The organism is Streptomyces sp. NPDC111656, from assembly GCF_055656965.1.
In genome coordinates, this window is sequence record NZ_JBVKCA010000001.1 from 214,355 (window position 1) to 237,959 (window position 23,605).

General features: G+C 71.0%; 18 protein-coding genes. 6 read left to right on the plus strand and 12 right to left on the minus strand.

Annotated elements, in window-relative coordinates:
* Positions 1-35 precede the first annotated feature (35 nt).
* The gene (locus ACZ7M3_RS01085; protein WP_472059860.1) at positions 36-641 is read left to right on the plus strand and encodes a TetR/AcrR family transcriptional regulator; all 606 of its coding nucleotides are present in this window, start codon (positions 36-38) and stop codon (positions 639-641) included.
* A 719-nt stretch (positions 642-1,360) separates the two neighbouring features.
* A complete protein-coding gene (locus tag ACZ7M3_RS01090) occupies positions 1,361-1,936 on the plus strand; it encodes a DUF6529 family protein (protein WP_472059861.1) in 576 nt (191 codons plus the stop codon).
* A 134-nt stretch (positions 1,937-2,070) separates the two neighbouring features.
* On the opposite strand, the gene ACZ7M3_RS01095 is transcribed toward ACZ7M3_RS01090, so the two are convergent.
* The 8 genes from ACZ7M3_RS01095 to xylB form a co-directional block, all read right to left on the minus strand.
* Positions 2,071-3,372 carry a cytochrome P450 gene (locus tag ACZ7M3_RS01095; protein ID WP_472059862.1) on the minus strand — a complete coding sequence of 434 codons (1,302 nt, stop codon included), beginning with the start codon at positions 3,370-3,372 and terminating at the stop codon, positions 2,071-2,073.
* Between the two features lie 661 nt (positions 3,373-4,033).
* Positions 4,034-5,557 (minus strand): acetaldehyde dehydrogenase ExaC, encoded by a 1,524-nt coding sequence (gene exaC / locus ACZ7M3_RS01100; protein ID WP_095856053.1) that lies wholly within the window; start codon positions 5,555-5,557, stop codon positions 4,034-4,036.
* Positions 5,558-5,613: 56 nt separating this feature from the next.
* A complete protein-coding gene (locus ACZ7M3_RS01105) occupies positions 5,614-6,966 on the minus strand; it encodes a GAF domain-containing protein (protein ID WP_472060978.1) in 1,353 nt (450 codons plus the stop codon).
* A 133-nt stretch (positions 6,967-7,099) separates the two neighbouring features.
* Positions 7,100-7,702, minus strand: a complete 603-nt coding sequence (locus ACZ7M3_RS01110; RefSeq protein ID WP_472059863.1) for an N-acetylmuramoyl-L-alanine amidase — start codon at positions 7,700-7,702, stop codon at positions 7,100-7,102.
* 45 nt (positions 7,703-7,747) lie between these two features.
* Positions 7,748-8,761 (minus strand): acetamidase/formamidase family protein, encoded by a 1,014-nt coding sequence (locus ACZ7M3_RS01115; RefSeq protein WP_472059864.1) that lies wholly within the window; start codon positions 8,759-8,761, stop codon positions 7,748-7,750.
* Entirely contained in the window at positions 8,758-10,251 is a 1,494-nt protein-coding gene (locus ACZ7M3_RS01120; RefSeq protein ID WP_472059865.1) for an APC family permease, read from the minus strand. The genes ACZ7M3_RS01115 and ACZ7M3_RS01120 overlap by 4 nt, the downstream gene beginning before the upstream one ends.
* Positions 10,252-10,501: 250 nt before the next feature.
* Entirely contained in the window at positions 10,502-11,710 is a 1,209-nt protein-coding gene (locus tag ACZ7M3_RS01125; RefSeq protein ID WP_452968087.1) for an ROK family protein, read from the minus strand.
* Positions 11,711-11,767: 57 nt separating this feature from the next.
* On the minus strand, positions 11,768-13,213 hold the full coding sequence (gene xylB / locus ACZ7M3_RS01130) for a xylulokinase (RefSeq protein WP_472059866.1): 1,446 nt from the start codon (positions 13,211-13,213) through the stop codon (positions 11,768-11,770).
* 163 nt (positions 13,214-13,376) lie between these two features.
* Between xylB and xylA the strand changes: the two genes are divergently transcribed.
* Positions 13,377-14,543, plus strand: a complete 1,167-nt coding sequence (xylA, locus tag ACZ7M3_RS01135) for a xylose isomerase (RefSeq protein ID WP_472059867.1) — start codon at positions 13,377-13,379, stop codon at positions 14,541-14,543.
* Positions 14,544-14,970: 427 nt separating this feature from the next.
* A complete protein-coding gene (locus ACZ7M3_RS01140) occupies positions 14,971-15,201 on the plus strand; it encodes a hypothetical protein (RefSeq protein WP_261686910.1) in 231 nt (76 codons plus the stop codon).
* A 102-nt stretch (positions 15,202-15,303) separates the two neighbouring features.
* On the opposite strand, the gene ACZ7M3_RS01145 is transcribed toward ACZ7M3_RS01140, so the two are convergent.
* From ACZ7M3_RS01145 to ACZ7M3_RS01155, 3 genes are all read right to left on the minus strand, one after another.
* Complete coding sequence (locus tag ACZ7M3_RS01145) at positions 15,304-16,647, minus strand: esterase-like activity of phytase family protein (RefSeq protein ID WP_472059868.1); 1,344 nt, start codon at positions 16,645-16,647, stop codon at positions 15,304-15,306.
* A gap of 88 nt (positions 16,648-16,735) precedes the next feature.
* Positions 16,736-18,019 carry an SWF or SNF family helicase gene (locus ACZ7M3_RS01150; protein WP_472059869.1) on the minus strand — a complete coding sequence of 428 codons (1,284 nt, stop codon included), beginning with the start codon at positions 18,017-18,019 and terminating at the stop codon, positions 16,736-16,738.
* Positions 18,016-20,802, minus strand: a complete 2,787-nt coding sequence (locus tag ACZ7M3_RS01155) for a DEAD/DEAH box helicase (RefSeq protein ID WP_472060979.1) — start codon at positions 20,800-20,802, stop codon at positions 18,016-18,018. The genes ACZ7M3_RS01150 and ACZ7M3_RS01155 overlap by 4 nt, the downstream gene beginning before the upstream one ends.
* A gap of 312 nt (positions 20,803-21,114) precedes the next feature.
* Between ACZ7M3_RS01155 and ACZ7M3_RS01160 the strand changes: the two genes are divergently transcribed.
* A complete protein-coding gene (locus tag ACZ7M3_RS01160) occupies positions 21,115-22,197 on the plus strand; it encodes a fatty acid desaturase family protein (RefSeq protein ID WP_472059870.1) in 1,083 nt (360 codons plus the stop codon).
* A 129-nt stretch (positions 22,198-22,326) separates the two neighbouring features.
* Positions 22,327-22,509, plus strand: a complete 183-nt coding sequence (locus ACZ7M3_RS01165) for a hypothetical protein (RefSeq protein ID WP_067372573.1) — start codon at positions 22,327-22,329, stop codon at positions 22,507-22,509.
* A gap of 139 nt (positions 22,510-22,648) precedes the next feature.
* Here ACZ7M3_RS01165 and ACZ7M3_RS01170 read toward each other — a convergent pair whose 3' ends face one another.
* Positions 22,649-23,509 (minus strand): hypothetical protein, encoded by an 861-nt coding sequence (locus tag ACZ7M3_RS01170; protein WP_472059871.1) that lies wholly within the window; start codon positions 23,507-23,509, stop codon positions 22,649-22,651.
* Positions 23,510-23,605: the final 96 nt, after the last annotated feature.

Sequence of the window (23,605 nt, forward strand, 5' to 3'; positions counted from 1 at the left end):
TAAAATGCGGGTGAGTCAACAGGAGGAGTCCCACGATGACGGCGCAGGCGGGCACCGGCCGCACCAACCAGAAGCAGCGCACGCGAACGGCGATCGTGGCGGCCGCCCGGGATCTCATGGACACCGGCGCCGAGGTGACCATGCCCGCGATCGCCCGCGCGGCCCTCGTCTCCGAGGCCACCGCCTATCGGTACTTCCCCGACCTTCCGTCGCTGATCAGCGAGGCCCTGGCCGGCGTCTGGCCGCCCCCCGCCGAGGCGCTCGCGTCGGTCGCGGACTCCGCCGACCCCGTCGAGCGCGTCGCCTTCGCCTGCGAGTTCCTCCTCCGCGGCGTCCTCGCCCGCCAGGGCTCGGTACGCGCGATGATCGCCGCCACCATCACCCGGCCCGAGACGGTGACCACGCGACCGGGCGTTCGCTTCGGACTCATCGACCATGCGCTCCTCCCTCTGGAGGACACGCTCGGCGCGAGGGACCCGGACGGCTTCACCCAACTCAAGCGGGATCTCGCGGTGGTCGTGAGCGCCGAGGCGCTCTTCACCCTCACCGACCTGTGCGGGCTCGACCCCGACGAGGCCATCACCAGCGCCGTGCGCACAGCGGCCACCCTGACCGAGGCCGCGGTGCGCGCGATCGCGTAGGGGGCGCGGTCGGCATCGCGTAGTGGTGGGGCGCCGTCGCAATCGCGTGGCGGTGCGTCGCGGTCAGAAGGGTGTTGATGAACCGGCTCGGCTTCAGCCCACAGGCGCCCGCGAGGCGGGTGGCCGAGCGCGACGAGAAAGCCGTCGAGACTGCCCAGGCGGACCAGTTGGAGTGGACAGGACCCGAGCACCCGGGGCCAACTGGGAGAAGAGGTCCGCCGGGGTCGTTTCCCGCGGCTGCCTGGATGCGCCGTCCGACACCATGGAGCGCTCATGAAAGGAATGGCCGCGGCGACAGTGCCGGCGGTTTCCGCCATGCCGCCTGCTGCTGCAAGCGGCTGTCCCAGCCGGACGATCCCGTCCGCCCGCGCCAGGCCCACAGCTCGAGCGCTGTCAGCGGGTATCCCCCCATACAGCGGCTCGGCCGCACCCGGCAGCGCGGCCCCCGTCCCTGGCACGGCCACGGTGCACTTCAGCGAGCTCGGCCCCGTCCTGGATGACGCCAAGGGGCGGACGCTCTACCTCCCCCAGGCCGCCAAGTCGCCTATGCCGACCGGCGGCGGAGCAAGCGCGTTTGCCTGGCCGCCGCCGCTCACCTCCGGCACGCCCAAGGCGGCCCCGTTTGCCAGGAGCAACCTGATCAGCACCTCGAAATGCTCCACAGTGATACGTCGTCAACGCGTCCGGCCGCAAGGTCGACCCCGATCGATCGGGGACCGATGACCGGGCACACGGACACGCGGACGCGCCGTCCCGCACGAAAGGTTGCGGGCTTTTTGGCTGCCTTGCTGCCGGTCGCGGTCGCGGTGGGGGTATACGCGTTCGGCCGCACGCACACACCCGACTACACCAGCGGGCTGTTCGGGCAGCATGGCTCCGGCGTCTACGACCTCAAGGCGCGCCTGGGCAGCGCCCTGATGGCACTCGCGGTCGTCCAACTGCTGCTCGGGCTGTGGATGTACCAGCGCCTACCGGGAGCGGGGGCCGCGCCGCACCGGGTGCCCCCCACACACCGGCTCATCGGCCTCCTTGCCTTTCTGCTCTCGCTGCCCATCTCCTACCACTGCGTCACCGCCTACGGAGTTGAGTTCACGAGCAGCCGAGTGGCGGTGCACTCCATCGCTGGCTGCGTCCTGTACGGCGCGTTCGTCGCCAAGGTGCTGGTGGTACGCAGCCGCCGACTGCCCGGTTGGGCGCTTCCGGCCGCCGGCGGCGTTCTGGTCGCCGCCATCGCGCTGCTGTGGTACACAGCCGCCTTGTGGGTCTTCACCGGCTCCGCCCCCGGTTTCTCATGAGCCGACAGCTCACGGTGCGGGCCGACCAGCGTCGGCACGAGGCCCGGTACGAGGACGCCGATCAGCGGTGAGTCAGTGCACCGCGGGCAACACCTGCCTCGGCGTGCCTCTCGGCCTCGCGCGCAGGACTGCCCTCAGCCGCGCACGGTGGCACGCAGGCGCAAGCCGACCGTTGCGAGACCTACGAAGGTGGTGACCTGGTAGCTGGGTTCCGGTCCGGGCGGCTCGCTCACGTGGTAGCGGCGGGCGGTCTGCGCGGTCAGGAGCGTCAGCATCGCCATGGCCAGAGCGGCTCCCTCGCAGCCGTGGGGCCCGGTACCGAAGGAGAGGAAGACCCCGGGTTTCGCCGGCGAGCCCGAATCATCGAGCCAGCGCTCGGGCTGGAACCGGTCCGGCTCGGAGTGTTCCCGTGCGTCGCGGTGGGCGGTGTAGGGGCAGACGAGAACGGTGGACCCGGCATCGATGGTGTAGTCGGCGAGCTGAGTCTGTCGCGTGGCGCGCCGGGTCAGTAGCCAGCTCGGGGGGTGCAGTCGCAGCACCTCGCGTACCAGTGCCTGGGTGTATTGCAGGCTGTCGAGGTGGGCGCTGGTCGTCGCGGCAGGGTCCGCGGGCAGCACGTCGGCTTCGGCCGCGACGCGGCCCGCTGCCTGGGGGTGCCGGGCCAGGTGGAGCAGGATCCATCCGGCTGCTCGGGAAGGTGCCTCGAAGGTGGCGACGGTGATTCCGGGGAGAGTGTCGAGGATGGCCTCTTCCGGCAGCAGGCCGTAGCGGGAGGAGGGCCGGAGCATCTGTCCCAGCAGGTCGTCACCGAGCCGGCCCGATGAACGGCGCCGGCGGATGATGGGCTGCAAAGCGTTGGTAAAGGCGACTTGCTGCCGTGTACGGAACCGCCGCGCCGGTGTGGGGATCCAGCGCGGCCATACCCAGCGCGAGGGGCTTACGAGCACCTCTCGGGCCAGGAAGAGCTGTGAGGCAAAGGGCAGCAGGGTGGGGGCGTCTTCGGAGAAGAGGTAGCGCAAGCCGACGTCTGCCAGGGCGTGCCGGACCGGGGGCAGAATCTCGACGTCCCGGCCCGTGGGCCACTGGTCAGCAAATCGAGCGGTCAGGGGCGCGATCTCACCGATGCGGGCTGCAACCGCCTGCGGGCGCAGCCCGCGCATGCGGGCGGCGTGAGCGTGGGCACGCTCCTCAGGCGTCGGTGTTCCACTCGGCCCCTTCAACGGCGGGAAGAGAGGCGAGGATGCCTTGGGGAAGTCCTGAGCGCGGTGCAGGACCGCTTCACACGGTCCGGCCGTAGCGGCCACGTAGACACCCGGCTCCAGCTGCCAGACGTCCCCGCACTCGTCAGCGCCACGGCGTGCCACCGCCAGCCGGTCGCGGCTCCAGGCCGCGAAACTGCCTTCGGGCAACAGCGGCGGCTCATTCATTCGGCCCATGAGATCGTCCCTGACTCTGGTACCTGTCCAGGTCGATATCGTCGGCAGCGTGGCTGAGAACCGACGGACGCCCGGGGGCGCCCGTCGGCAGTGCGGTCAGGCCCGGTCGTCGCCGGCGTACCCGTCCCATTCGTGTTCCCCGTACGCACCGTAGTGGCGGGTGAAGGACAGTTTGCCGAGCAGCTTGGCGATCATGATGTACTCCTCTCGCCTGTCTGAACCCTCCCAGTCGAGGGTTCAGCAAAGAAGTTCTCGCCAGCACTAAATGGCACGCATACCATACTGTCACATATGCCGCATATGTCACCTTCAGGTCATCGCCGACGAGTGTGTGGTTCAGCCACCGCCGGTCGATCCGTGCAGGATCTTGACCGGCACACGGAAGGGCGGGAGAGCTCTCCGACCGTCATCGGCCGGATGCCCGGCAGGCAGCGACCTAGCCCCACGAGGTGCGCTCGCTCAAGCGTCGCGCGGCACGCGCGACGCACTGCTGAACCGGCGGTCAGGTCCGTGACTGGTCCGGAGGCATTGGTCAGGAGGGGTACGGCTGAGGGTGGAATGGGGAGTTGGCGCGCCGGCTGTGCCGGGCTCGGTCGAGAGCGGGCGGAGCGAAAGGCGCCTGACGGGTGAAAACCCAGGTCAGGCGCCTTTCTTCGGGCGCCTAGAAGAAGCCCAGCTTCTTCGGCGAGTACGACACCAGAAGATTCTTGGTCTGCTGGTAGTGCTCCAGCATCATCTTGTGCGTCTCGCGGCCGATCCCGGACTGCTTGTAGCCGCCGAACGCCGCGTGCGCGGGGTAGGCGTGGTAGCAGTTCGTCCACACCCGGCCCGCCTGGATCGCACGGCCCGCCCGGTACGCGGTGTTGATATCGCGCGTCCATACGCCGGCCCCGAGGCCGTACAGCGTGTCGTTGGCGGTCTTGATGGCGTCGTCGAAGTCGTCGAACGACGTGACCGAGACGACCGGGCCGAAGATCTCCTCCTGGAAGATCCGCATCCGGTTGTCACCCTCGAAGATCGTCGGCTGGACGTAGTAGCCGCCCTTCAACTCACCGTCGTACTCGACACGTTCGCCACCGGTGAGGATCCTGGCGCCCTCCTGCCGACCGATGTCCAGGTAGGAGAGGATCTTCTCCAACTGGTCGTTGGAGGCCTGCGCGCCGATCATCGTGTCGGTGTCGAGCGGGTGGCCCGGCTTGATCAGCTCGGTGCGGGCGACCGCCGCCTCCATGAACTCGCCGTAGTGACCGCGCTGGACGAGCGCCCGTGACGGGCAGGTGCAGACCTCGCCCTGGTTGAGGGCGAACATCGTGAAGCCCTCGAGCGCCTTGTCCCGGAAGTCGTCGTTCTGCGCCCAGACGTCGTCGAAGAAGATGTTCGGGGACTTGCCGCCGAGTTCCAGCGTGACCGGCTTGATGTTCTCCGAGGCGTACTGCATGATCAGCCGCCCGGTCGTGGTCTCACCCGTGAACGCCACCTTCGCCACCCGCGGGCTGGACGCGAGCGGCTTGCCCGCCTCCACGCCGAAGCCGTTGACGATGTTGACGACGCCCGGCGGCAGCAGGTCCGCGATCAGGCTCATCCAGTAGTGAAGGGACGCCGGGGTCTGCTCGGCGGGCTTGATGACGACCGCGTTGCCCGCGGCCAGCGCCGGGGCGAGCTTCCAGACCGCCATCAGGATCGGGAAGTTCCAGGGAATGATCTGCGCGACGACCCCGAGCGGCTCGTGGAAGTGGTACGCGACGGTGTCGTCGTCGACCTCGCCGAGCGAACCCTCCTGGGCGCGGATCGCCCCCGCGAAGTAACGGAAGTGGTCGATGGCCAGCGGGATGTCGGCGGCCAGGGTCTCGCGGACCGGCTTGCCGTTCTCCCAGCTCTCGGCGACCGCCAGCTTCTCCAGGTTCGCCTCCATCCGGTCGGCGATCTTCAGCAGGATGTCGCCTCGCGCGGTGACGGAGGTGCGGCCCCAGCCGGGCGCGGCCGCGTGCGCCGCGTCCAGCGCGCGTTCCACGTCCTCGGCGGTGCCCCGCGCGACCTCCGTGAACGGCTGTCCGTTCACCGGACTCGGGTTCTCGAAGTACTGCCCACGAGCCGGCGGCACGTACTCGCCGCCGATGAAGTGGTCGTAACGCGCCTGGTAGGAGACGATCGCGCCCTCGGTGCCGGGCGCCGCGTAACGGGTCATGCTGGTCTGCCTCCCGGAGAAGCGCTGCCCGCCGTTGGACAGCTCTCGCCGCGAGGCTAGGAGCGCGGACGTTGCAACGACGTTGCGGACGAAGCAGGTCGGCCCTGCCCGGCAACCGACCGACGCCGCGCCGCGAGCGCCGCGGGGTACGGTCGGCCCGGTGGCGCGGCCTGTTCGCGCTCCAACTCCTCCAGCCGGGCCCGCACCGTCGTCGTCGGGCGTACGGCGGCCAGCGCCCGCCAGACGTCGAGGTCGTCCTCGCCCCATGGGGCGCGCGCCCAGTCCGCCAACAGGTCGGGGTCGCGACGCGCGAGGAGCGCCGTACGCAGCTCGTCGGCGAGGCGGCGCCGCAACCGCACCACGGCCGGGGCCCCCGAACCCGGCAGCAGCGGACCGGCGTACGCCGCCGCGGCCGCCGTGACCGCACCCGTAGCGAGCCGCCGTTCGACGACCGCCACGTCGGACTCGACCGGCGCCGTGAGCCGGTAGGGCCGCGAGCCCAGCAGCCCGGGGCCGAGCAGCCGGCGCAGTCGGGTCAGCTCGGCGCGCAGGGTCACCGGCGTCACCGACTCGTCCTCGTACAGCGCGCACAGCAACTCGTCGCCCGAGAGCCCCTCCGGGTGTCTTGCCAGCAGCACCAGGATCTCGCTGTGCCTGCGGCTGAGCCTGACCTTCCGGCCGCCCGCGACCAGTTGGGCCTCGTCGCGGCCGAGCGCGGTCAGTTCGACCGTGTCGGCAGCTGCTTCCGCCGGTGCGAGCAGTGCCAACTGGGACTCGGCGGCCCGCGCCACCGCCTGCACGAAACCGAGACTGTGCGGATGGGCGAGCCCGTCCCCGCCCGTGATGTCCACCGCGCCGAGCACCCGCCCGGTGCGCGGATCGTGCACCGGCGCCGCGGCGCACGTCCAGGGCTGAACCCGGCGGATGAAGTGCTCGGCCGCGAACACCTGCACCGGTCGGTCCACGGCGACCGCCGTTCCCGGCGCGTTGGTGCCGACCGAGGTCTCCGACCACCGCGCGCCCGGTACGAAGTTCATCCGCCCAGCCTGCCGCCGCGTCGCCGGATGTCCCTCGACCCACAACAGCCGGCCCTGCGCGTCGCACACCGCGAGAAGGTGCTCGCCGTCCGCCGCGAACGTCCCCATGAGCTCCCGGAAGAGCGGCATCACCCGGGCCAGCGGATGCTCCGACCGGTAGGAGCCCAGGTCGCCGTCCGTGAGTTCCACGTGTGCCGTGCCGTCCGGTGCGACACCGGCCCGTGCCGATCGCCGCCATGAATCGGCCACCACGGAGCGCACCGGTCGCGGCACCGTGCCCGCCTCGGTGAACGCCTCGTGCGCGCGGCGCAGTATCCGCACCCGCTCGACGGGATCGGCTCCTGGTTCGAGGGCCACCCACGGTTCGGTCAACTCGGCCTCCCGGTAGGCGATGCGGCTGAGACCATCGTCACTCCCGGTGCGGGCGCGGACAAGCGCCGTGACGGAGCTCCTCACGTGGCGCTCACATGGGCGTGGGTCGTCGGGGGCTGCGGCGGACGCTCCGTCAGGCGAAGTTGACGAGCTTTATGTACCGCGTCCAGTCCCAGTTCGGCCCCGGATCCGTGTGGTCGGTGCCCGGTACCTCATAGTGGCCGATGATGTGAGCCCGGTCCTTGGGGATGCCGTGCTTCGCGCAGATCGCGGCGGTCAGCTTGGCGGACTCCTCGTAGAGCGCGTTGGTGAAATAGGCGGGCCGGTCCACCCAGCCCTCGTGTTCGATGCCGATGCTGCGGGTGTTGTAGTCCCAGTTCCCCGCGTGCCAGGCGATGTCGCGCTCCCTGACACACTGGGCGACATGCCCGTCGGCTGATCGCACGAGGTAGTGCGCGGACACCTTCTTCTGGGGGTTCTGGAAGATGGCCACGGTTCTGGGACAGGTCTCCTGCGTGACGTGAATGACCACGTAGTCGAGCGGATAGGCCGTCGGCCGACCGGACGCCGTGTAGTTCGAGGTGCTCGCCGCTGCCCATTCGGCGAGCGGATAGTCGACCACCGCCGTCTCCGCCGTCGCCTGCGCACCGGGAAGTAACGCGTAGGGGAGGGCGGCGAGGGCGGCGCCGCCCTTGAGCAGGCGTCGCCGGCTCGGGAACGATCTGGCCCGTTCCATGGGGGAGTTGCCTTTCGGTGATGGGGGGACGAGGGTCAGCCGCGCTCAGCGGCGCAGCGTCGCGGCGGTGTCACGCAGTCGCGCGTGCAGGCCGCGGTGTGTCTCGCGCGCGGGCAGCCACTCCTTGCGGATCTTGGCGACGCACGTGTAGTTGGTGTCGCAGACGTTGGCGAGCGGCGATTCCACCGCCTGGGTCGCGAACTGGTAGGCGTCCAGTTCGCTGAACCCGTAGTCGCGCGCCAACCACTGCACCAGGTCGAGCTGCGATATGCGGAACGCGTCCTCCAGCGGGCGTGCCGAGCCGGTCGAGATGATGTGCGTGTCGGACTCGATGCGCGGCCAAGGGGTGGCGACTCCCTTGAGCAACTCGACGATCACCACCGTGTTCATCGCGCATTCGACGGCCACACCACATGTCTCGCCCTCGCCCTGCCGGGCATGCCCGTCACCGAGGCTCAACAGGGCGCCCTCGACGTTCACCCCGAGGAAACAGGTGACGCCGGCCCGCATCTCCGGAGTGTCCATGTTCCCGCCGTGCGCGTCGGGCACCAGCGCGGAGCGCACCTCGAGGTTCGCGGGCGCCACTCCGACCGTGCCGTGCATCGGGTCCATGGGCAACTCGATCCGGATGTCGTTGTCCCGGGCGCTGAACAGGGCGGTGCGCCGCTCCCGGTCGAGCTGCCAGATCCACACGGTCTCCGGCAGCGGAGGCTGCAGCGTGGCCGTGGTGTGCGTGGAGGTGAGCGCGCCGAACAGCGGGACAGTCGTCGAGGCCGCCCAGTCGCGAGCGGGCTCGATCGACACGAAGTGCACCGCCACGGTGTCGCCCGGCTCCGCGCCGTCCACATGGAAGGGGCCGGTCTGCGGATTGAGGAACGGGAACTCGCACACCTCGGACACCAGGTCCTTCTCCGAGCGCACCCGCCCGGCGAAGCAGTCCTCCGTGTACAGATCGAGGACGGTGCCCGGCGCGATGCGTGCCACGGGCGGTACGCCACCGAACGTCCAGGCGTACTCGCCCGGTTCGGGGCGCACGGTCAGGATGCGGGGGTCACTCATGGCTGCACGGCTCCGTTCTGCCGAAGGTCGGGGGACTCGGGGGGCGAGGTCTCGTCGAGGTGGACACGGGCGGTCTCGGCTAGGCGCCCGGGATGGCGGCGCGACAGGACGATCAATACCACGACCCCGACCGCCATCCAGACTCCGACAACCGGTCCCGCATACGAAACGGGCGCGGTGAGCTTCGAAACGAAGTCGAAGACGGGCAGGCCCGCGGCCGTCAGCAGCGCGGGCACGAAGGCGACGATGCCCAGCAGAGGGAAGAGCAGATGCCGCACCGGTTTGAACAACTCTCGTCTGCGGCGCAGGAAGTAGCCCGCACAGGCGAGATTCACCACGATGTACACGCCGATGACGACCGTGACGATCACTGTCGCGAGCAGCAGGAACGCCGTGACGGGGTCGTAGTACAGACCGAGGCCCAGCACAGCCGCGACCGCCACGCCGCACTGCGCGGCGACGCCGGCGACGGGGGAGCGGTGCCTCGGATGCACGTGCGCGAAGAGCCGCGGGAACACCTTGATCCGGGCCAGGGCGAAGGCCGTGCGGGTGGAGACCGTCGCGCAGGCGTTGGCGTTGGCGATCGTGGAGTTGACGACCGCCAGGAACACCAGGACCCAGAACAGTCCGAAGGAAGCGCGGGCCACGCCTTCCCAGGACGCCGCGCCGGAGGCCCCGAAGTCCCCGAAGCGCTCGGGGCCGAAGTGCACCGATATGGCGTACGTGGTGAGGACGTAGAAGAGACCGATCCCCAGCGCCGCGCCGAGGACCGCGCGGTGCATGGTCCGGCGGGGATCCTTCGTCTCCTCGGCGAGCGGTGCCGCCGCCTCGAATCCGGCGAAGGCCAGCACCGTGTAGACCGATCCCGCGAACACACCACTGACGCCTTCGTATCCCTCGGCCGTGTGAGAGGTCCCGAACACCGAGAGCGTGTTGTCGCCCCCGGCCTTGACGATCAGCCATATCGCGAAGACGAGGAAGACCAGCACCTCGAAGACGCCGAGGACGGTGCCGAAGCGGGCCGAGGCGCGCACTCCGAAGTATCCGGCGACCGCGATGATCGCCGCGCCCGCGAGCGACCACGGCCACCACAGGTCGTCCGGGTAGGAGGACCACTCCTGGTGGAGTGTGCCCGCCGTGGTGAAGCCGAGTTGCAGGAGCAGCAGCGGTGGCACCAGCGCCTCGACGAACACATAGCCCCAGCCGACGAGGAACCCCACGGCCGGGTGCAGTCCCTGGGCCGCGTACGTGGCCACCGAGCCCGCGGTGGGCAACTGTCGTGCCAGCTCGGCCACACAGGACGCGGTGAAGAGGCAGGCGACGAGGGCTATCAGCACGGATAGGGGCAGACTGCCGCCCGCGAAGGCCGCGCCCGACGGAATGGACGCGGCGACCGCCGCGGCCGGCGCCATGGCTGTGACGCTCTGGAACAGGACCTCCCGCAGCCCAACAGCCTCGCGCCGCAGCCCTGGAACCGTCTCCCCCGACATCTGAACCCCCCGATCCCCCGATTCGTCCGGACGACCAGCCATCGGCCCGACGGCTGCGCCTCGCGTGAATTACGGTACGGCGCTTGCCGGTTGGGCGGGAGGGCACGGCGTTCGGCGGTGGACAACTCCGGGACTGTGGACAACTCGGTCACCCGTGAGGGGGAAAGGGACCCTGAGTACCGCGCCGTCGACCGCGTCGACTGCGATGACCGCGATAGCCGCGATGGCCGTCATGACCGCGATGACCGCTCTACGCCCGCTCCGCGAACCCCGCCGGATCGTCGAGCACCGCCCGCACCACCGAGTGGGCGGCCCCCAGCAGTGGCCCCTCGGGCCCCAGGGGTGACACGGACACGGCACAGGCGGGGCCCGCCGTGCGCCGCGCCAACTCGCCCTCCAGAGAAGGCAGCAGCCACGGTGCGAGACCGGACAGCGCTCCACCCAGCACGACCGTCTCCGGATCGAGGAGGTTGACCGCGCCCGTGAGCGCGATACCGAGCGCGGTCCCGGCGTCGCGCAGGGCACGCCGTACCTCCGCATCGCCCTGGGCGGCACGCTCGGCCAGCAGCCCGACCCGGTCCTCACGCGGCTCCAGACCGGCCGCGCGCAGCACGGCCTCCTCACCCGCGTACTGCTCGAGGCAACCCCGTCCGCCGCACGGGCAAGGAGGCCCGTCCGGCCACACCGGTACATGCCCCAGCTCGCCCGCGAAACCGCGGGTTCCGCGGAGCAACCGTCCGTCCACGACCACGGCCGCACCGATGCCGATCTCCGCGGAGACATGCAGGAAGTCACGTGGGGTGGCATCGCCGAGCCAGAGTTCCGCCAGACCGCCGAAGTTGGCTTCGTTGTCCACGGTCAGCGGGAGGTCCCCGGGCAACAGCGCGCCGAGATCCGTGTCATTCCAGTCGAGGTTGGGGGCACGGACCACGGTTCGGTCGTCGCGGGCCACCAGGCCGGGCACCGCGACAGCGAGGCCCGCGGGCCACAGCCCCTCCCGTTCGGCCTCGGCGACGACCTGCCGCACCAGCGCGGTCAGCTCCTGGAGCACCGGCTCGGGCGGCCGCCCGCGGTTCGTGCCGTGCCGCACCGCCCGTGCCCGTACGTCACCGCGCAGATCGACGGCGCACACCGCCAGATGGTCGACCCCCACCTCCGCGCCTATCCCGGCGGGGCCGTGCCTGCTGACGGCGAGTGCCGAGCCCGGTCGCCCCACCCGTCCGGGCCGCTCGGGGCCCAGCTCTTCGAGGAGCCCCGAGCGGATCAGTTCGTCCACCAGTGTCGAGACCGCCGCCCGCGTCAGACCGATGTGCGAGGCGACGGCGGCACGCGACAGCGGCCCCTCCGCGCTCACGGTGTGCATGACACGGGAGAGGTTGCGGCGGCGCATGCCCTGTTGGGTGTCGGGCAGTCGACGGCCGGAACCGGTCGGGTGGGCCTCGTGCAGTGGTGCGGTCATGCCTCCGTCAGTCCTCGTCCGGCCGTTCCCCAAAGGGCTGTCCTCGTCCGTGCTCGCTCAGTCCTTGTTCGGTTCCCGTTCCAGGAGCGGGGCCGCGTCGGAGAGTACCCCGGCGATCCTGGCGAGCGTCTCCTCGTCCCGGTCCACGGCTTCGAGCACCGGCCCGTGGGCCGTTCCCCAGCGGCGGGCCACCGCGGCCGGGTCCTCGCCGGTCAGCAGGCCCGCGGCCTGCGCGGCGGCGCCCAGCGCGACCAGTTCCTTGGCCTCGGGCACCTGGACCGGACGTCCCGACAGCCGGCGTACGGTCTGCTGCCAGGCTGTTCCCCGGGCGCCCCCGCCGATGAGCAGCAGCGGCGCGGAGCGGTCCGCGTCCGGGTCGAGCACCAGGTCGAGGGCGCCGAGGAGGGAGTGGACCGCGCCGTCGTACGCCGCCTGCAGCAGCTGCCCGCCCGTCGTGTCGTGCCTGAGGCCGTGCAGCAGCCCCGAGGCATGGGGCAGGTTCGGGGTGCGCTCACCGTCCAGGTAGGGAAGCAGCGTCACGCCGGCGCCCGGTTCGACGGCCTCGCGATCGAGGCCCAGCAGCGCGGCGACACGATCGACGGCGAGTGTGCAGTTCAAGGTGCAGGCCAGTGGAAGCCAGTCGCCGCGTGCGTCGGCGAAGCCCGCGACGGTGCCGGTCGGGTCGGCGGAGCGCCGCGTCGAGACGGCGTACACCGTGCCGGAGGTGCCGAGGCTCAGTACGGCGGTGCCGGGACGCAGTCCGAGGCCGAGCGCGGCGGCGGCGTTGTCGCCGGTGCCGGCGGCGACCAGCGTGCCCCTGGAGAAGGGCAGCTCATCGCGGGCGTGCACGGTTCCGGCCACCTCACCGGGCCGGGCGATGCGGGGGAGCAGCGCCGGGTCGAGTCCGACGTGCGCGAGGACCTCTTCGTCGTACCTCTCCGTACCGGACGCCCACCAGCCGGTACCGGAGGCATCGCCGCGATCGGTCGTGCCCTCTCCCGTGAGGCGTTCGGTGAGGTAGTCGTGGGGCAGCCGTACTGCCGCGGTCGCGCGGACGGCGTCGGGTTCGTGCTCGGCCAGCCAGGCCCACTTCGTGACCGTGAAGGAGGGGCCGGGCACGCTGCCCGTGCGTTCGGCCCAGGCCTTAGGGCCGCCCAGCTCCTCGACCAACCGACGGGCCTGTGGCGCCGAGCGTACGTCGTTCCACAGCAAGGCCGGGCGTACGGGATCGCCCTGGGCGTCGAGGGTGACGAGCCCGTGCTGCTGGCCGCCGATCGACACCGCGGCGGCCTCGTGGGCCGCCTCGCCGCACTGGTGCAGCGCCTCGCGGAGCGCGTCCCACCACTGCCGCGGGTCGCTCTCGCGGCCCGCCCCGGTGGAGACGGTGTGCGGTGCCTGCCCGCTCGCCACCACCTGTCCGGTCGACGCGTCGACGACCAGGGCCTTGGTGGACTGGGTGGATGTGTCCACCCCGACGACGAGCGGACCCTCGGCTGCTGACATCGGGCTCTCCCTCTTCCGCGGCTCCGCGGGATCTGTCCTGATGGTGGGGCTTGCGGACCGGTGTGGCCCAGGTTTCGCATTTCGTCTCTTCCCAGAGATGCCTCCGCATACTAATTTGTTAACCGCCATGACGAAATAGTCGGAGCTAGCAAGGAGCCGCGGCATGAACTACCAGCCCACCCCCGAGGACAGGTTCACCTTCGGCCTGTGGACCGTCGGCTGGCAGGGAAGGGACCCGTTCGGCGACGCCACCCGGCGCGCCCTGGACCCGGTCGAGTCGGTGCAGCGCCTGGCCGAGCTCGGCGCCCACGGTGTGACCTTCCACGACGACGACCTGATTCCCTTCGGGTCCTCGGACAGCGAGCGTGAGTCGCACATCAAGCGCTTCCGCCAGGCCCTGGACGCGACCGGCATGCGGGTGCCGATGGCCACCACCAACCTGTTCACGCACCCCGTCTTCAAGGACGGCGCGTTCACCGCGAACGACAGGGACGTGCGTCGCTACGCGCTGCGCAAGACGATCCGCAACATCGACCTCGCGGTCGAACTCGGCGCGCAGACGTATGTCGCCTGGGGCGGCCGTGAGGGTGCCGAGTCCGGCGCCGCCAAGGACGTGCGCGTCGCGCTCGACCGCATGAAGGAGGCCTTCGACCTCCTCGGCGAGTACGTGATCTCCCAGGGTTACGACCTCAAGTTCGCGATCGAGCCGAAGCCGAACGAGCCACGCGGCGACATCCTGCTTCCCACCGTCGGCCACGCGCTCGCCTTCATCGAGCGCCTGGAGCGCCCGGAAATGTACGGCGTCAACCCCGAGGTGGGTCACGAGCAGATGGCCGGGCTGAACTTCCCGCACGGCATCGCGCAGGCCCTGTGGGCCGGCAAGCTCTTCCACATCGACCTCAACGGGCAGTCCGGCATCAAGTACGACCAGGACCTGCGCTTCGGCGCCGGTGACCTGCGCTCCGCGTTCTGGCTGGTCGACCTCCTGGAGAGCGCCGGGTACGCGGGGCCGAAGCACTTCGACTTCAAGCCCCCGCGGACCGAGGACTTCGACGGGGTGTGGGCGTCGGCCGCGGGCTGCATGCGCAACTACCTGATCCTGCGGGAGCGTACGTCCGCCTTCCGTGCCGACCCCGAGGTCCAGGAGGCGCTGCGCGCGTCGCGCCTCGACGAACTGGCGCAGCCCACCGCGGCGGACGGCCTGACGGGGCTGCTCGCGGACCGTGCGGCCTTCGAGGAGTTCGACGTGGAGGCGGCCGCCGCGCGTGGGATGGCCTTCGAGCGGCTGGACCAGCTCGCCATGGACCACCTGCTGGGCGCGCGGGGCTGATCGTGCCCTGGTGAGGTCTGGCCCGTATTCTGGCGGGCCGGGCCTCACCTTTTGCTGCGCGGCCCCGGCGGGGAATGCTCCGGAATCATGCGATCCACGGCATGAGTCCGTATCAACTTCGGCACAGGGGTCGCCCCATGACCGGTTCGAGGCGAGTCTTGACGCTATGGCCACCCCGCCCTTACCGCCCCAGCCTCCCCGGCCGCCAGGAAACACACCCCCTCCGGGAAACGGTGGCTTCGGCCCGCCGCCCGGAGGCTATGGGCCTCCTCCGGGAGACCAAGGTCCCCCTTTCGAGGGCTACGGTCCCCCTCCGGGGGGTGACGGTCCCGAGCCTCCCTCTGGATCTCCCGGTGGTCCGGGAGGCCCCGGTGGGGGGCGGCGCCGTACCCCGCTGTTCCTCGCGCTCGCCGCGCTCGTGGTCATCGTGGCTGTCGTCGCCGCGGTGCTGATGACCCGCGGCGGCAGCGACACGCCCGACAAGAAGGGGTCGACCGAGAGTGGCGGCACTCAGGGATCGTCGTCCCCGTCGCTGAGCATTCCGTCCGAGCTGCCCAGCGAGCTGCCTTCGTCCCTGCCTTCGTCCTTGCCCTCGGAGCTGCCGAGCGATCTGCGCAGCATCCTGCCGAGCGACCTGCAGTCGCTCCTGCCGACCTAGGAGAACGGCACGCTGCCGTAAGCCGCTGAGGCGATGGGCACGCGCGCGTGGACGCTGTTTCGCAACTCACGCACGCGTGCCCGACGCAAAGGGGTCCTGAGATCAGATCCCGTGCGGCAGCCGTACGTACGTGACCGTCGTCTCGATACCGCTGTCCACCAGGCGGCCCTGCGCGTCGAAGGCACCCGCCCCGTCGGTCATCCCGAAGTCGTTGTCGTTGATCAGTGCGAGTGTGTCGTGGTCCACGCGCGCGATGCCCTCGATCTTTCCGGGTACCCCCGCGACCGTTCCCAGGTCCACGACCAGATGCTTGGCGAGCACCGGGACGCCGGAGGCGGCCGGATCGTCGAGCTGTTCCAGAGAGGGGGACGTCGTGTCGCTGTCCCAGGGGCCGCCGAGGATGTTCGCGCTGCGCGTGAGCTCCACCACCTGCAACCGCGCCGCCTTGTCCGTGCGTTCCTCCACCAGCAGCCGATCACGGCCGACGGCCACCACGGAGGAGATCTTCAGCTCTGAGGTGTCGTCCTCGCTGGGGTCGACCACGTTCACCGGGTCGAAGCGGTAGGCGTACTCGGCGGTGACGGCCCGCTTCTTCGGGGAGAAGCGCAGCAGCCGCGTCGTGCGCGACGCGTCCCCCGCGTCGCCGTCCGGCACCGAGAGCGGGCTCTGCACGGCCATCACCAGGTCGCCGCCCGGAAGCTGGGCGAGCCCCTCGAAGCCGCGATTGATCTTCCGGTGCAGCAGGACGGCAGGCAGCGCCTCGACCACCGGGTAGTCGGTGCCGGTCAGGTTCAGCCCCTTGGGCACGTAGCGCGTGAGCACCTTCCCGCGCGCGGAGACATGGATCAACGAGGGACCGTACTCGTCGATGAGCCAGAAACTGCCGTCCGCGGAACGGACGATGCCTTCGGTGTCCACGCCGTTCGGGTTGTACGTGAGGGGGGTCTGCGCGTCATAGGAGTACGGCGCCTCGTCACGCCCCGCCTGGTTGGACAGCCCGGTGACGGGCTTCCCGGAGGACGTGGTGATCGGGAGCGCGTCCAGCACCTTCACGGTGTCACCGGACACCCTGATCTTCACGATCGCCGGGTCGAAGCCGGGCACCGGGAACGTGCGGCGCTTCTTGCCGTCGACCTTGATCTGCCCATTGGGGCCGCGGTCGGTGACCGTCCAGAACTCGCCCCGGCGCCCGGCCGGGTAGATGTCGCTGCCGATCCCACCGAGGTCCACGCCCCGGTCGTCGCCCACCGTGCCGGGCAGCAGCGCGTTGCTGAACGTGCCCAGGGGGATGTCGCCGAGGGTCGCGGTGCGCGTGACCCTCGGCTGCGACGGATGGCCCTGAGCATGCGCGGTGCCGACCGCCACGAGGGCGGCCAGCATCGCGAGCGGTACACCCGCTGCGACGGTTCGGTGGACGTGGCGCCGGCCGACGGCATGCGGGGACATCGGGCCTCCTGAGGCACAAGTTCGTTGACAGCGGCCAGAGTTGGCCGCTGCGCCGAACGTCGTACGACTTCGAGGTGAACGTGGGGAGTCAACCACTCATCGGGTCGCCGCCCGGGTCTCCCTGCGCCGTCGCGAAGGCGGTGGCCGGATCCCCTGCCGCCGGCCCCGCGGGGGTCCAACGGCCCCGCTCCTTGCGGTACGGCCACCATCGGCCGTCACGCCCCAGACGCAGCTGGGCAGGTACGCCGACGGCGGTCCAGCGGTTGCGGGTGGCCCGCAGTCGTGGCCGCTCGTCCTCGTCCCAGCCCGCCTCCAGGGCGGCACGCGCGCGTGCAAGTGCCTCCGCCTCCACGGCCCACTCGTCCTCCAGCACGGCCAGCGCGACCACACCCCCGTGGTGCCAGGCGCGTACGGCGAGCGCCAGTTCCTGCCGGTCGCGCCCCGATCCGTCGGCCAGCCGCTCGACGATCGCACCCTCGGGGGCCACCGCCGCAAGCCGTACCGCGTCCTGCTCAACCGTCAACTCCGCCGCCGGTGCTTCCTGCCCGTGAGTCGGTCTGAGCGCCTCGGCGAGCAGCCGGTGCGCCTCGGCCGCGGTCGCGGTAGCGAGGAACTCCAGGGCGGCCGGGTCGACGCCGGGCGCGGGCGCGGCCTCGGTGTCCAGGGAGGGCGGTCGACCGGGTACCTCGGGCAGTATCGGAGGAGCGGGCAGGGGCGGCAGGATGTCCCCGGCCGCGTACGCCTCGCTGGCGTCCACGCCCTGCTGAGTGGGTTCCGGGGCGTCCGGCCGATGCTTCGCGGTCGCGCTGCCGCGCGACTGAAGCTCGTCCAGCAACGTGCGTTCGGTGCGCCCGCGCATCAGCAGCAGGGCGAACGGATCCTGGTCGAGCAGCCGCGCCATCTGGTAGCAGAGCGCCGCGGTGTGCCCGCAGTGGTCCCAGGCCCCGCAGTCGCACTCGGCCTCCAAGTCACCCAAACCCGGAAGCAGCTCGACTCCCGACGCCGCCGCGTCCTCCACCAGATGCGGGGGCATCTCGCGGTCGAGCAGCGCCGCGACATGCCCGGCCCGTTCGACGGCCATGTCCAGGAAACGGTCCCACTGCTCCTCGGACAGTTCTTGAAGCAGCACGTCCGAGCGGTGCGCGGTGCCGTCCCGGTCCCGAACGACGGCGGTGACGCGCCCCGGCCGCACCGACACGGCGCCCACCGCCCCCGTACGCGCGAGTCGGCGGCCCGTCTTCACCTGCTCCGAGTCCAGCGCCGCGTCCTCCAGCGCCTTCAGCCAGGCCCGGCCCCACCACGTCTGCGCGAAGCCCTGCCCCTGTGCGGGCGGCAGCGCCGCGAACGTACGCTCCTCGTTCCCATCCGTCATCGTGCGTCCCCTCGCAGCTCCACCAGGTCGGCCAGTTCGGCGTCGGTCAGCTCCGTGAGCGCCGCCTCTCCGGCGCCGAGGACCGCGTCGGCCAACTGCTGCTTGCGCCGCAGCATCTCGGCGATGCGGTCCTCGATGGTCCCCTCGGCGATCAGTCGGTGCACCTGCACGGGCCGGGTCTGGCCGATGCGGTACGCGCGGTCCGTGGCCTGCGCCTCGACGGCCGGGTTCCACCAGCGGTCGTAGTGCACGACGTGCTCGGCCCGCGTCAGGTTCAGGCCCGTGCCCGCGGCCTTCAACGACAACAGGAAGACGGGGATTTCGCCCTCCTGGAAGCGCTCCACCATCGCCTCGCGCTCATGGACGGGCGTCCCGCCGTGCAGGAACTGCGTCGCGACGCCGCGCACCGCGAGATGGCGCTCGATGAGGCGCGCCATCCGCACGTACTGCGTGAAGACCAGAACGCTCGCTCCCTCGGAGAGGATGGTGTCGAGCAGTTCGTCCAGCAGCTCCAGCTTCCCGGACCTGCCCGGGATCTTCGGCCGGTCCTCCTTGAGGAACTGCGCCGGGTGGTTGCAGATCTGCTTCAGCCCGGTGAGCAGCTTCACGATCAGACCGCGCCGCGCCATGCTGTCCGCGCCCGAGATCTCCGCGAGGGTCTCACGCACCACCGCCTCGTACAGACCCGCCTGCTCCTTGGTGAGCGAGACGGCACGGTCGGTCTCGGTCTTCGGCGGCAGCTCGGGGGCGATACCGGGGTCCGACTTGCGCCGCCGCAGCAGGAACGGCCGGACCAACTGGGTGAGCCGCTCTGCTGCTGCAGGATCCTGAGCGTCTTCGACGGCCTGCGCGTAACGCGTCCGGAAGGAGCTGAGACTCCCGAGCAGGCCCGGCGTCGTCCAGTCGAGGATCGCCCACAGCTCCGAGAGGTTGTTCTCCACCGGCGTGCCGGTGAGCGCCACGCGCGCGCGTGCGCCGACGGAGCGCAGTGCCCGCGCCGTCGCAGAGAAGGGGTTCTTCACGTGCTGCGCCTCGTCCGCGACGACCATGCTCCACGGCACCGCGGCCAGTCGTGGCGCGTCGAGCCGCATCGTGCCGTACGTGGTGAGCACGAACTCCCCGTCCACCAGGCCTTCCAGACCGCGCCGCGAGCCGTGGAAACGGCGCACCGGCGTGCCGGGCGCGAACTTCTCGATCTCGCGCTGCCAGTTGCCCATCAGGGAGGCCGGACAGACCACGAGGGTGGGGCCCGCCGCCGAGATGTCGGTCTGCCGGTGCAGATGCAGGGCGATCAGCGTGATCGTCTTGCCCAGGCCCATGTCGTCGGCCAGACAGCCACCCAGACCCAAGGAGGTCATGCGGGCGAGCCAGTTGAGGCCCCGCACCTGGTAGTCCCGCAGCGTCGCGGCGAGCGCGGCGGGCTGCCCGACCGGCTCCTGTCCCTCCGGGTCCGAGAGCCGCTCCCGCAGCGTCGCCAGCCACCCCGTGGGCCGTACGTCGACCCTGCGGCCGTCGACCTCCGTGGAACCCGTCAGAGCGGCGCTCAGCGCCTCGACGGGCGTGACCTTGCGATCCTGTTGCGCCCGGGCACGGCGCACCTCCTGCGGGTCGACGAGGACCCACTGGTCGCGCAGCCGCACCATGGGGCGGTTCGCCTCCGCGAGGTGGTCCAGCTCCTGTCGTGTGAGTCGCTGATCGCCCAACGCGAACCACCAGTTGAACGCAAGCAGCGCGTCCGCGGACAGGAAGGAGGGCACGGCCGACGCGACCTTGTCCGGACTCCGCTCGTCGTCCGGCGGGCCGATGACGGCGCGCGCGGTCAGCTTGCGCGCCAACTCCTTGGGCCAGTGCACGTCGACGCCGGCGGACCCGAGCATGCGGGCGCCCTCGCCGAGGAGTTCGGTGACCTCCTCGTCGGCGAGTTCGACGGCGTCCGGCACGGTCGCCGAGAGCAACGGGGTGAGCGGGGGCCAGGCGCGCGCCGCACGGCGCAGGGCGAGCAGGACGTCCATCCGCGCGCGCGGGCCGAAGGCCGCCGATCCGGCCCAGACGGCGGAGGCGTCCGCGACAAGACCCGGGTCGTTCACGCTGTGCACCTGCAGCACCCCGCGGAACGGGAGCCGTGTCTCGTCCGCCCCGACCGACGCCAGCCCAGGGACCTCGACGCGCAACGAGACGCGTACGCCCGCGTCGTGCCCCGCGGCCACGTCGGCGGCCCAGGCGCGTTGCTCCGGCACATGCTGCGGCTCCGGCGCCGTGAAGGCCGCACCTCCCGCGGCCTGCGACGCGGCGGGGGAGCGGGGCAGCGCGTCGGCGACCGCGTCGAGGAAAGCTCGCAGCAACCGCTCCGGGTCGGGCAGTCGCACCGGCTCGCGGCCGTCCACCGGTACGGCGTGCGCGTCGGGCGGCATCGCCGCGGCGAGTTCGCGTACGCGCTCCAGGTCGTCGGCCCGCAGCGGACCGGCACGCCACGCGTCGTGGTCGCTCGCCGTCAGCCCCGGCAGCAGCAGCCCCCGTGCGGCGAGTTGGAGGGCGAGCACGGAGGCCGCGCCCCAGAAAGTGGTCGCCCGGTGTGCGTGTGCGGCGCCACGCGCGCGCGTGAGGACCGGCAACGCGGCGCGCACCGGGAGCAGGACGGCGGGCACGGTCACGAGCTCGACACCGTCGTCTCCGGGCAGTGCCACGGTCAGGTCGTCGAAGGCGCCGGACGCCACCACAGGTGGGACGTCGCCGTCGGGCCGCCAGAAAGCGACGCTTCCGGTACGGGACGGATCGGCGGGCATGAACACGGCACAGCATAGGGCCAGTTCGGAGATCTCGGCGGGCGTCGCCGCAGGAATTCTCTGCACAGCGATGGCGCATTCCTCAAATTTGACTACTGGGTCGGAGTCGCCGAGGGTACAGCACCGCGAACACCGGGCGGGGATGCCCGGACCGTGACGTGGCTCTCCCCGGGCCGGGGGTGTACGTAACCCCCCTCGATGGACGGGGAAAGCCTCAGTACGGACGCGGGTGGTGGCGTCATGGTCGCCGAGGGTCGCTGGTTCGTACGTTTCATCAGGTCAGCTCCTTGCCTGAGAAACCGGAGACCCGCCATGCCCCAGACCGCCACAGCCGTCGTGGAAGACCTTCCAGGGGTGGGTGTCGGGCAGAGCCCAGGAAGCGACTTCGCGCCCCTCCTGCGCACCGTCAGGGCTCGGGGTCTCCTGGACCGGCGCCATGGCTGGTACGCACGCGCGATCACCGTGAGCGCGCTGGCCCTGGCCGCGGTCGTGACGGGCGTCGCCCTGATCGGCAACTCCTGGTGGGCGCTCGTCCTCGCCCCGCTGCTCGCCGTGTTCTCGGCCCGCACGGCCTTCATAGGCCACGACGCGGGCCACACGCAGATCACCGGCAACAAGGGGGTCGGCCGTGCGATCGGCCTGGTCCACGGCAACCTGCTCCTCGGACTGAGCTACTCCTGGTGGAACCACAAGCACAACCGCCACCACGCCAACCCGAACCACATCGACAAGGATCCCGACGTCGTCGCCGACGTCCTGGTCTTCACCGGTGAGCAGGCCGAGGTCCGAGTGGGCTTCCGGCGCTGGCTCACCCGCAACCAGGCCTGGCTCTTCTTCCCGCTCACTCTCCTGGAAGGCGTCGCCCTGAAGGTCCACGGCTTCCAGGACCTGCGCCGGCAGCCCCCGCGTGATCGGGTGGTGGAGGCACTGCTGCTGGTGACCCACGTCGTGGCATATGCGACCTTGCTGCTCGCCTCCATGTCCCTCGGCAAGGCCCTGGCCTTCGCCGCTCTGCACCAGGCACTGTTCGGCCTGCACCTGGGCATGGCCTTCGCGCCCAACCACAAGGGCATGGAAATGCCCGACCCGGACGGCGAGCGCTGGGGCCATCTGCGCCGTCAGGTGCTCACCTCCCGCAATGTCCGCGGTGCCGCTCTGACCGACTGGTTCCTCGGTGGTCTCAACTACCAGATCGAGCACCACTTGTTTCCCAGCATGCCCCGACCCCATCTGAGGCTCGCCCAGCCGCTGGTGCGCGCACACTGTCGGGAATTGGGTATCCCATACGCGGAAACCGGGCTCGTCGACTCCTACCGGCAAGCCCTGCGTCACATGCACGAGGTCGGCGAATCCCTCAGGACCGAGCAGCCGCGGAAGGTCTCAGGGGGTGAGTGAGCGCGGTGGGTCTCAGGGGTGAGTCAGGGGAGCGCCTCAGGGATGTCTCAGGGTTGCGCACTGGAACCGTGAGAAGCGCGTACCCGTTTTCAGGACAGAGAGCGGCAGCAGCCGCGAAGGAGGCGACACATGTCGAAGAACGCGAAGATCGCTGCAGGTGGTGTGGCGGTCGGCCTCATCCTGCTGATCTGGTTGCCCTGGTGGGTCTCCTTCCTGATCGTGGTGGGAGTTCCGGCGGCCGCGTACCTGACACTGGATCCCTCGCAGCGGCGCAGGCTGCGCCGCATCACCCGCAAGGAACTCGGGCGCTGAGGCGCTGCCGATCGGGTGCGTCTCCCGGCATGCGGGAGGCGGCTCGGTCGCCGCTCGCGGACCGTGCCGTCGGCAGGGTCCGCGAGCGGGTGCGTGCCCCGCTTCGTCCGGGGCGAGGAGCGCCCCGCTGCGCGACCGGTCAGCTGGGGCGTACGGCCATCTTGTCGAGGGCCTCCAGGAGACCGGGCAGTTCCGGGCCCCGGCCGACGGGCAGGACCTCTCCGGGCTCCTCGTCAAGGAGGACGAAGGCGATGTCGTCGGTCCGGGCGACCATGGACCAGCCGGGGCCGTCCGCGCGCAGGGTCCGGGCGTCGCCGGTGGCGAAGGACGAGCGGACGCGGCCCAGGGGCGGCGGGGTGTCCACGTAGGAGCGCGCCTCCGCGAGCACCCGGCGGATACCGCTGCGGGTCTTGCCGCTGCCGCTGTCGACGTCGGTGCTCTCGGTCTCGTCCTGGTGGGCGTCCTCGGGCTCGGCGGCGTCCTCCGACGTGACGAAGTCGCCGTCGTCGATCTGTTCCCGCCAGATCGCCCACTGGAGGGCGATCTCGTCGGCTCCGAGCCGCCGTTGGGCCGGTCCCCAGGTTGCGGTGTTCGGTGGGGTGAGCGCGGGCCGCTCCGTGAGCTCGGGCGCGGGGTCGTGCGGGGCCGGCACCCCGGGAGCCGCGACAGCGACGTCCAGGGGCCAGCCGGGCAGCGCGGAGACGACCGTGCGCTCGTCGGGCGACAGCTCGTGCTCCATCCCGCAGTCCCAGGACGCGATGGCGACGGCGACCAGCGAGACGTCGTCGATCACGACCGTCCACCGTGCACCCTCGCCATCCTGGCCGAGCACGAGGCCGTACCCGTCGGCCAGGGGTGCCAGGTCGAGCGCCGCGCAGGCCTCCGGGTAGTCGTCCCCCAGCACGCTGGGGAACTTCGCGGGCGTCAGCAGCACCGCTGTCAGCACATACAGCGCGTCGTCGTCCCCGGTGGCGACGGCGCCATCGTCCGTCCCGGCCATCCCAGCCTCCCGATCGCTACGTTCGTCGGCGCACCATAATGCGCCCCGAAGGTGCTTGTCACGAGCCCGAAACAGACGCGGAGCTGCAGTTATCCG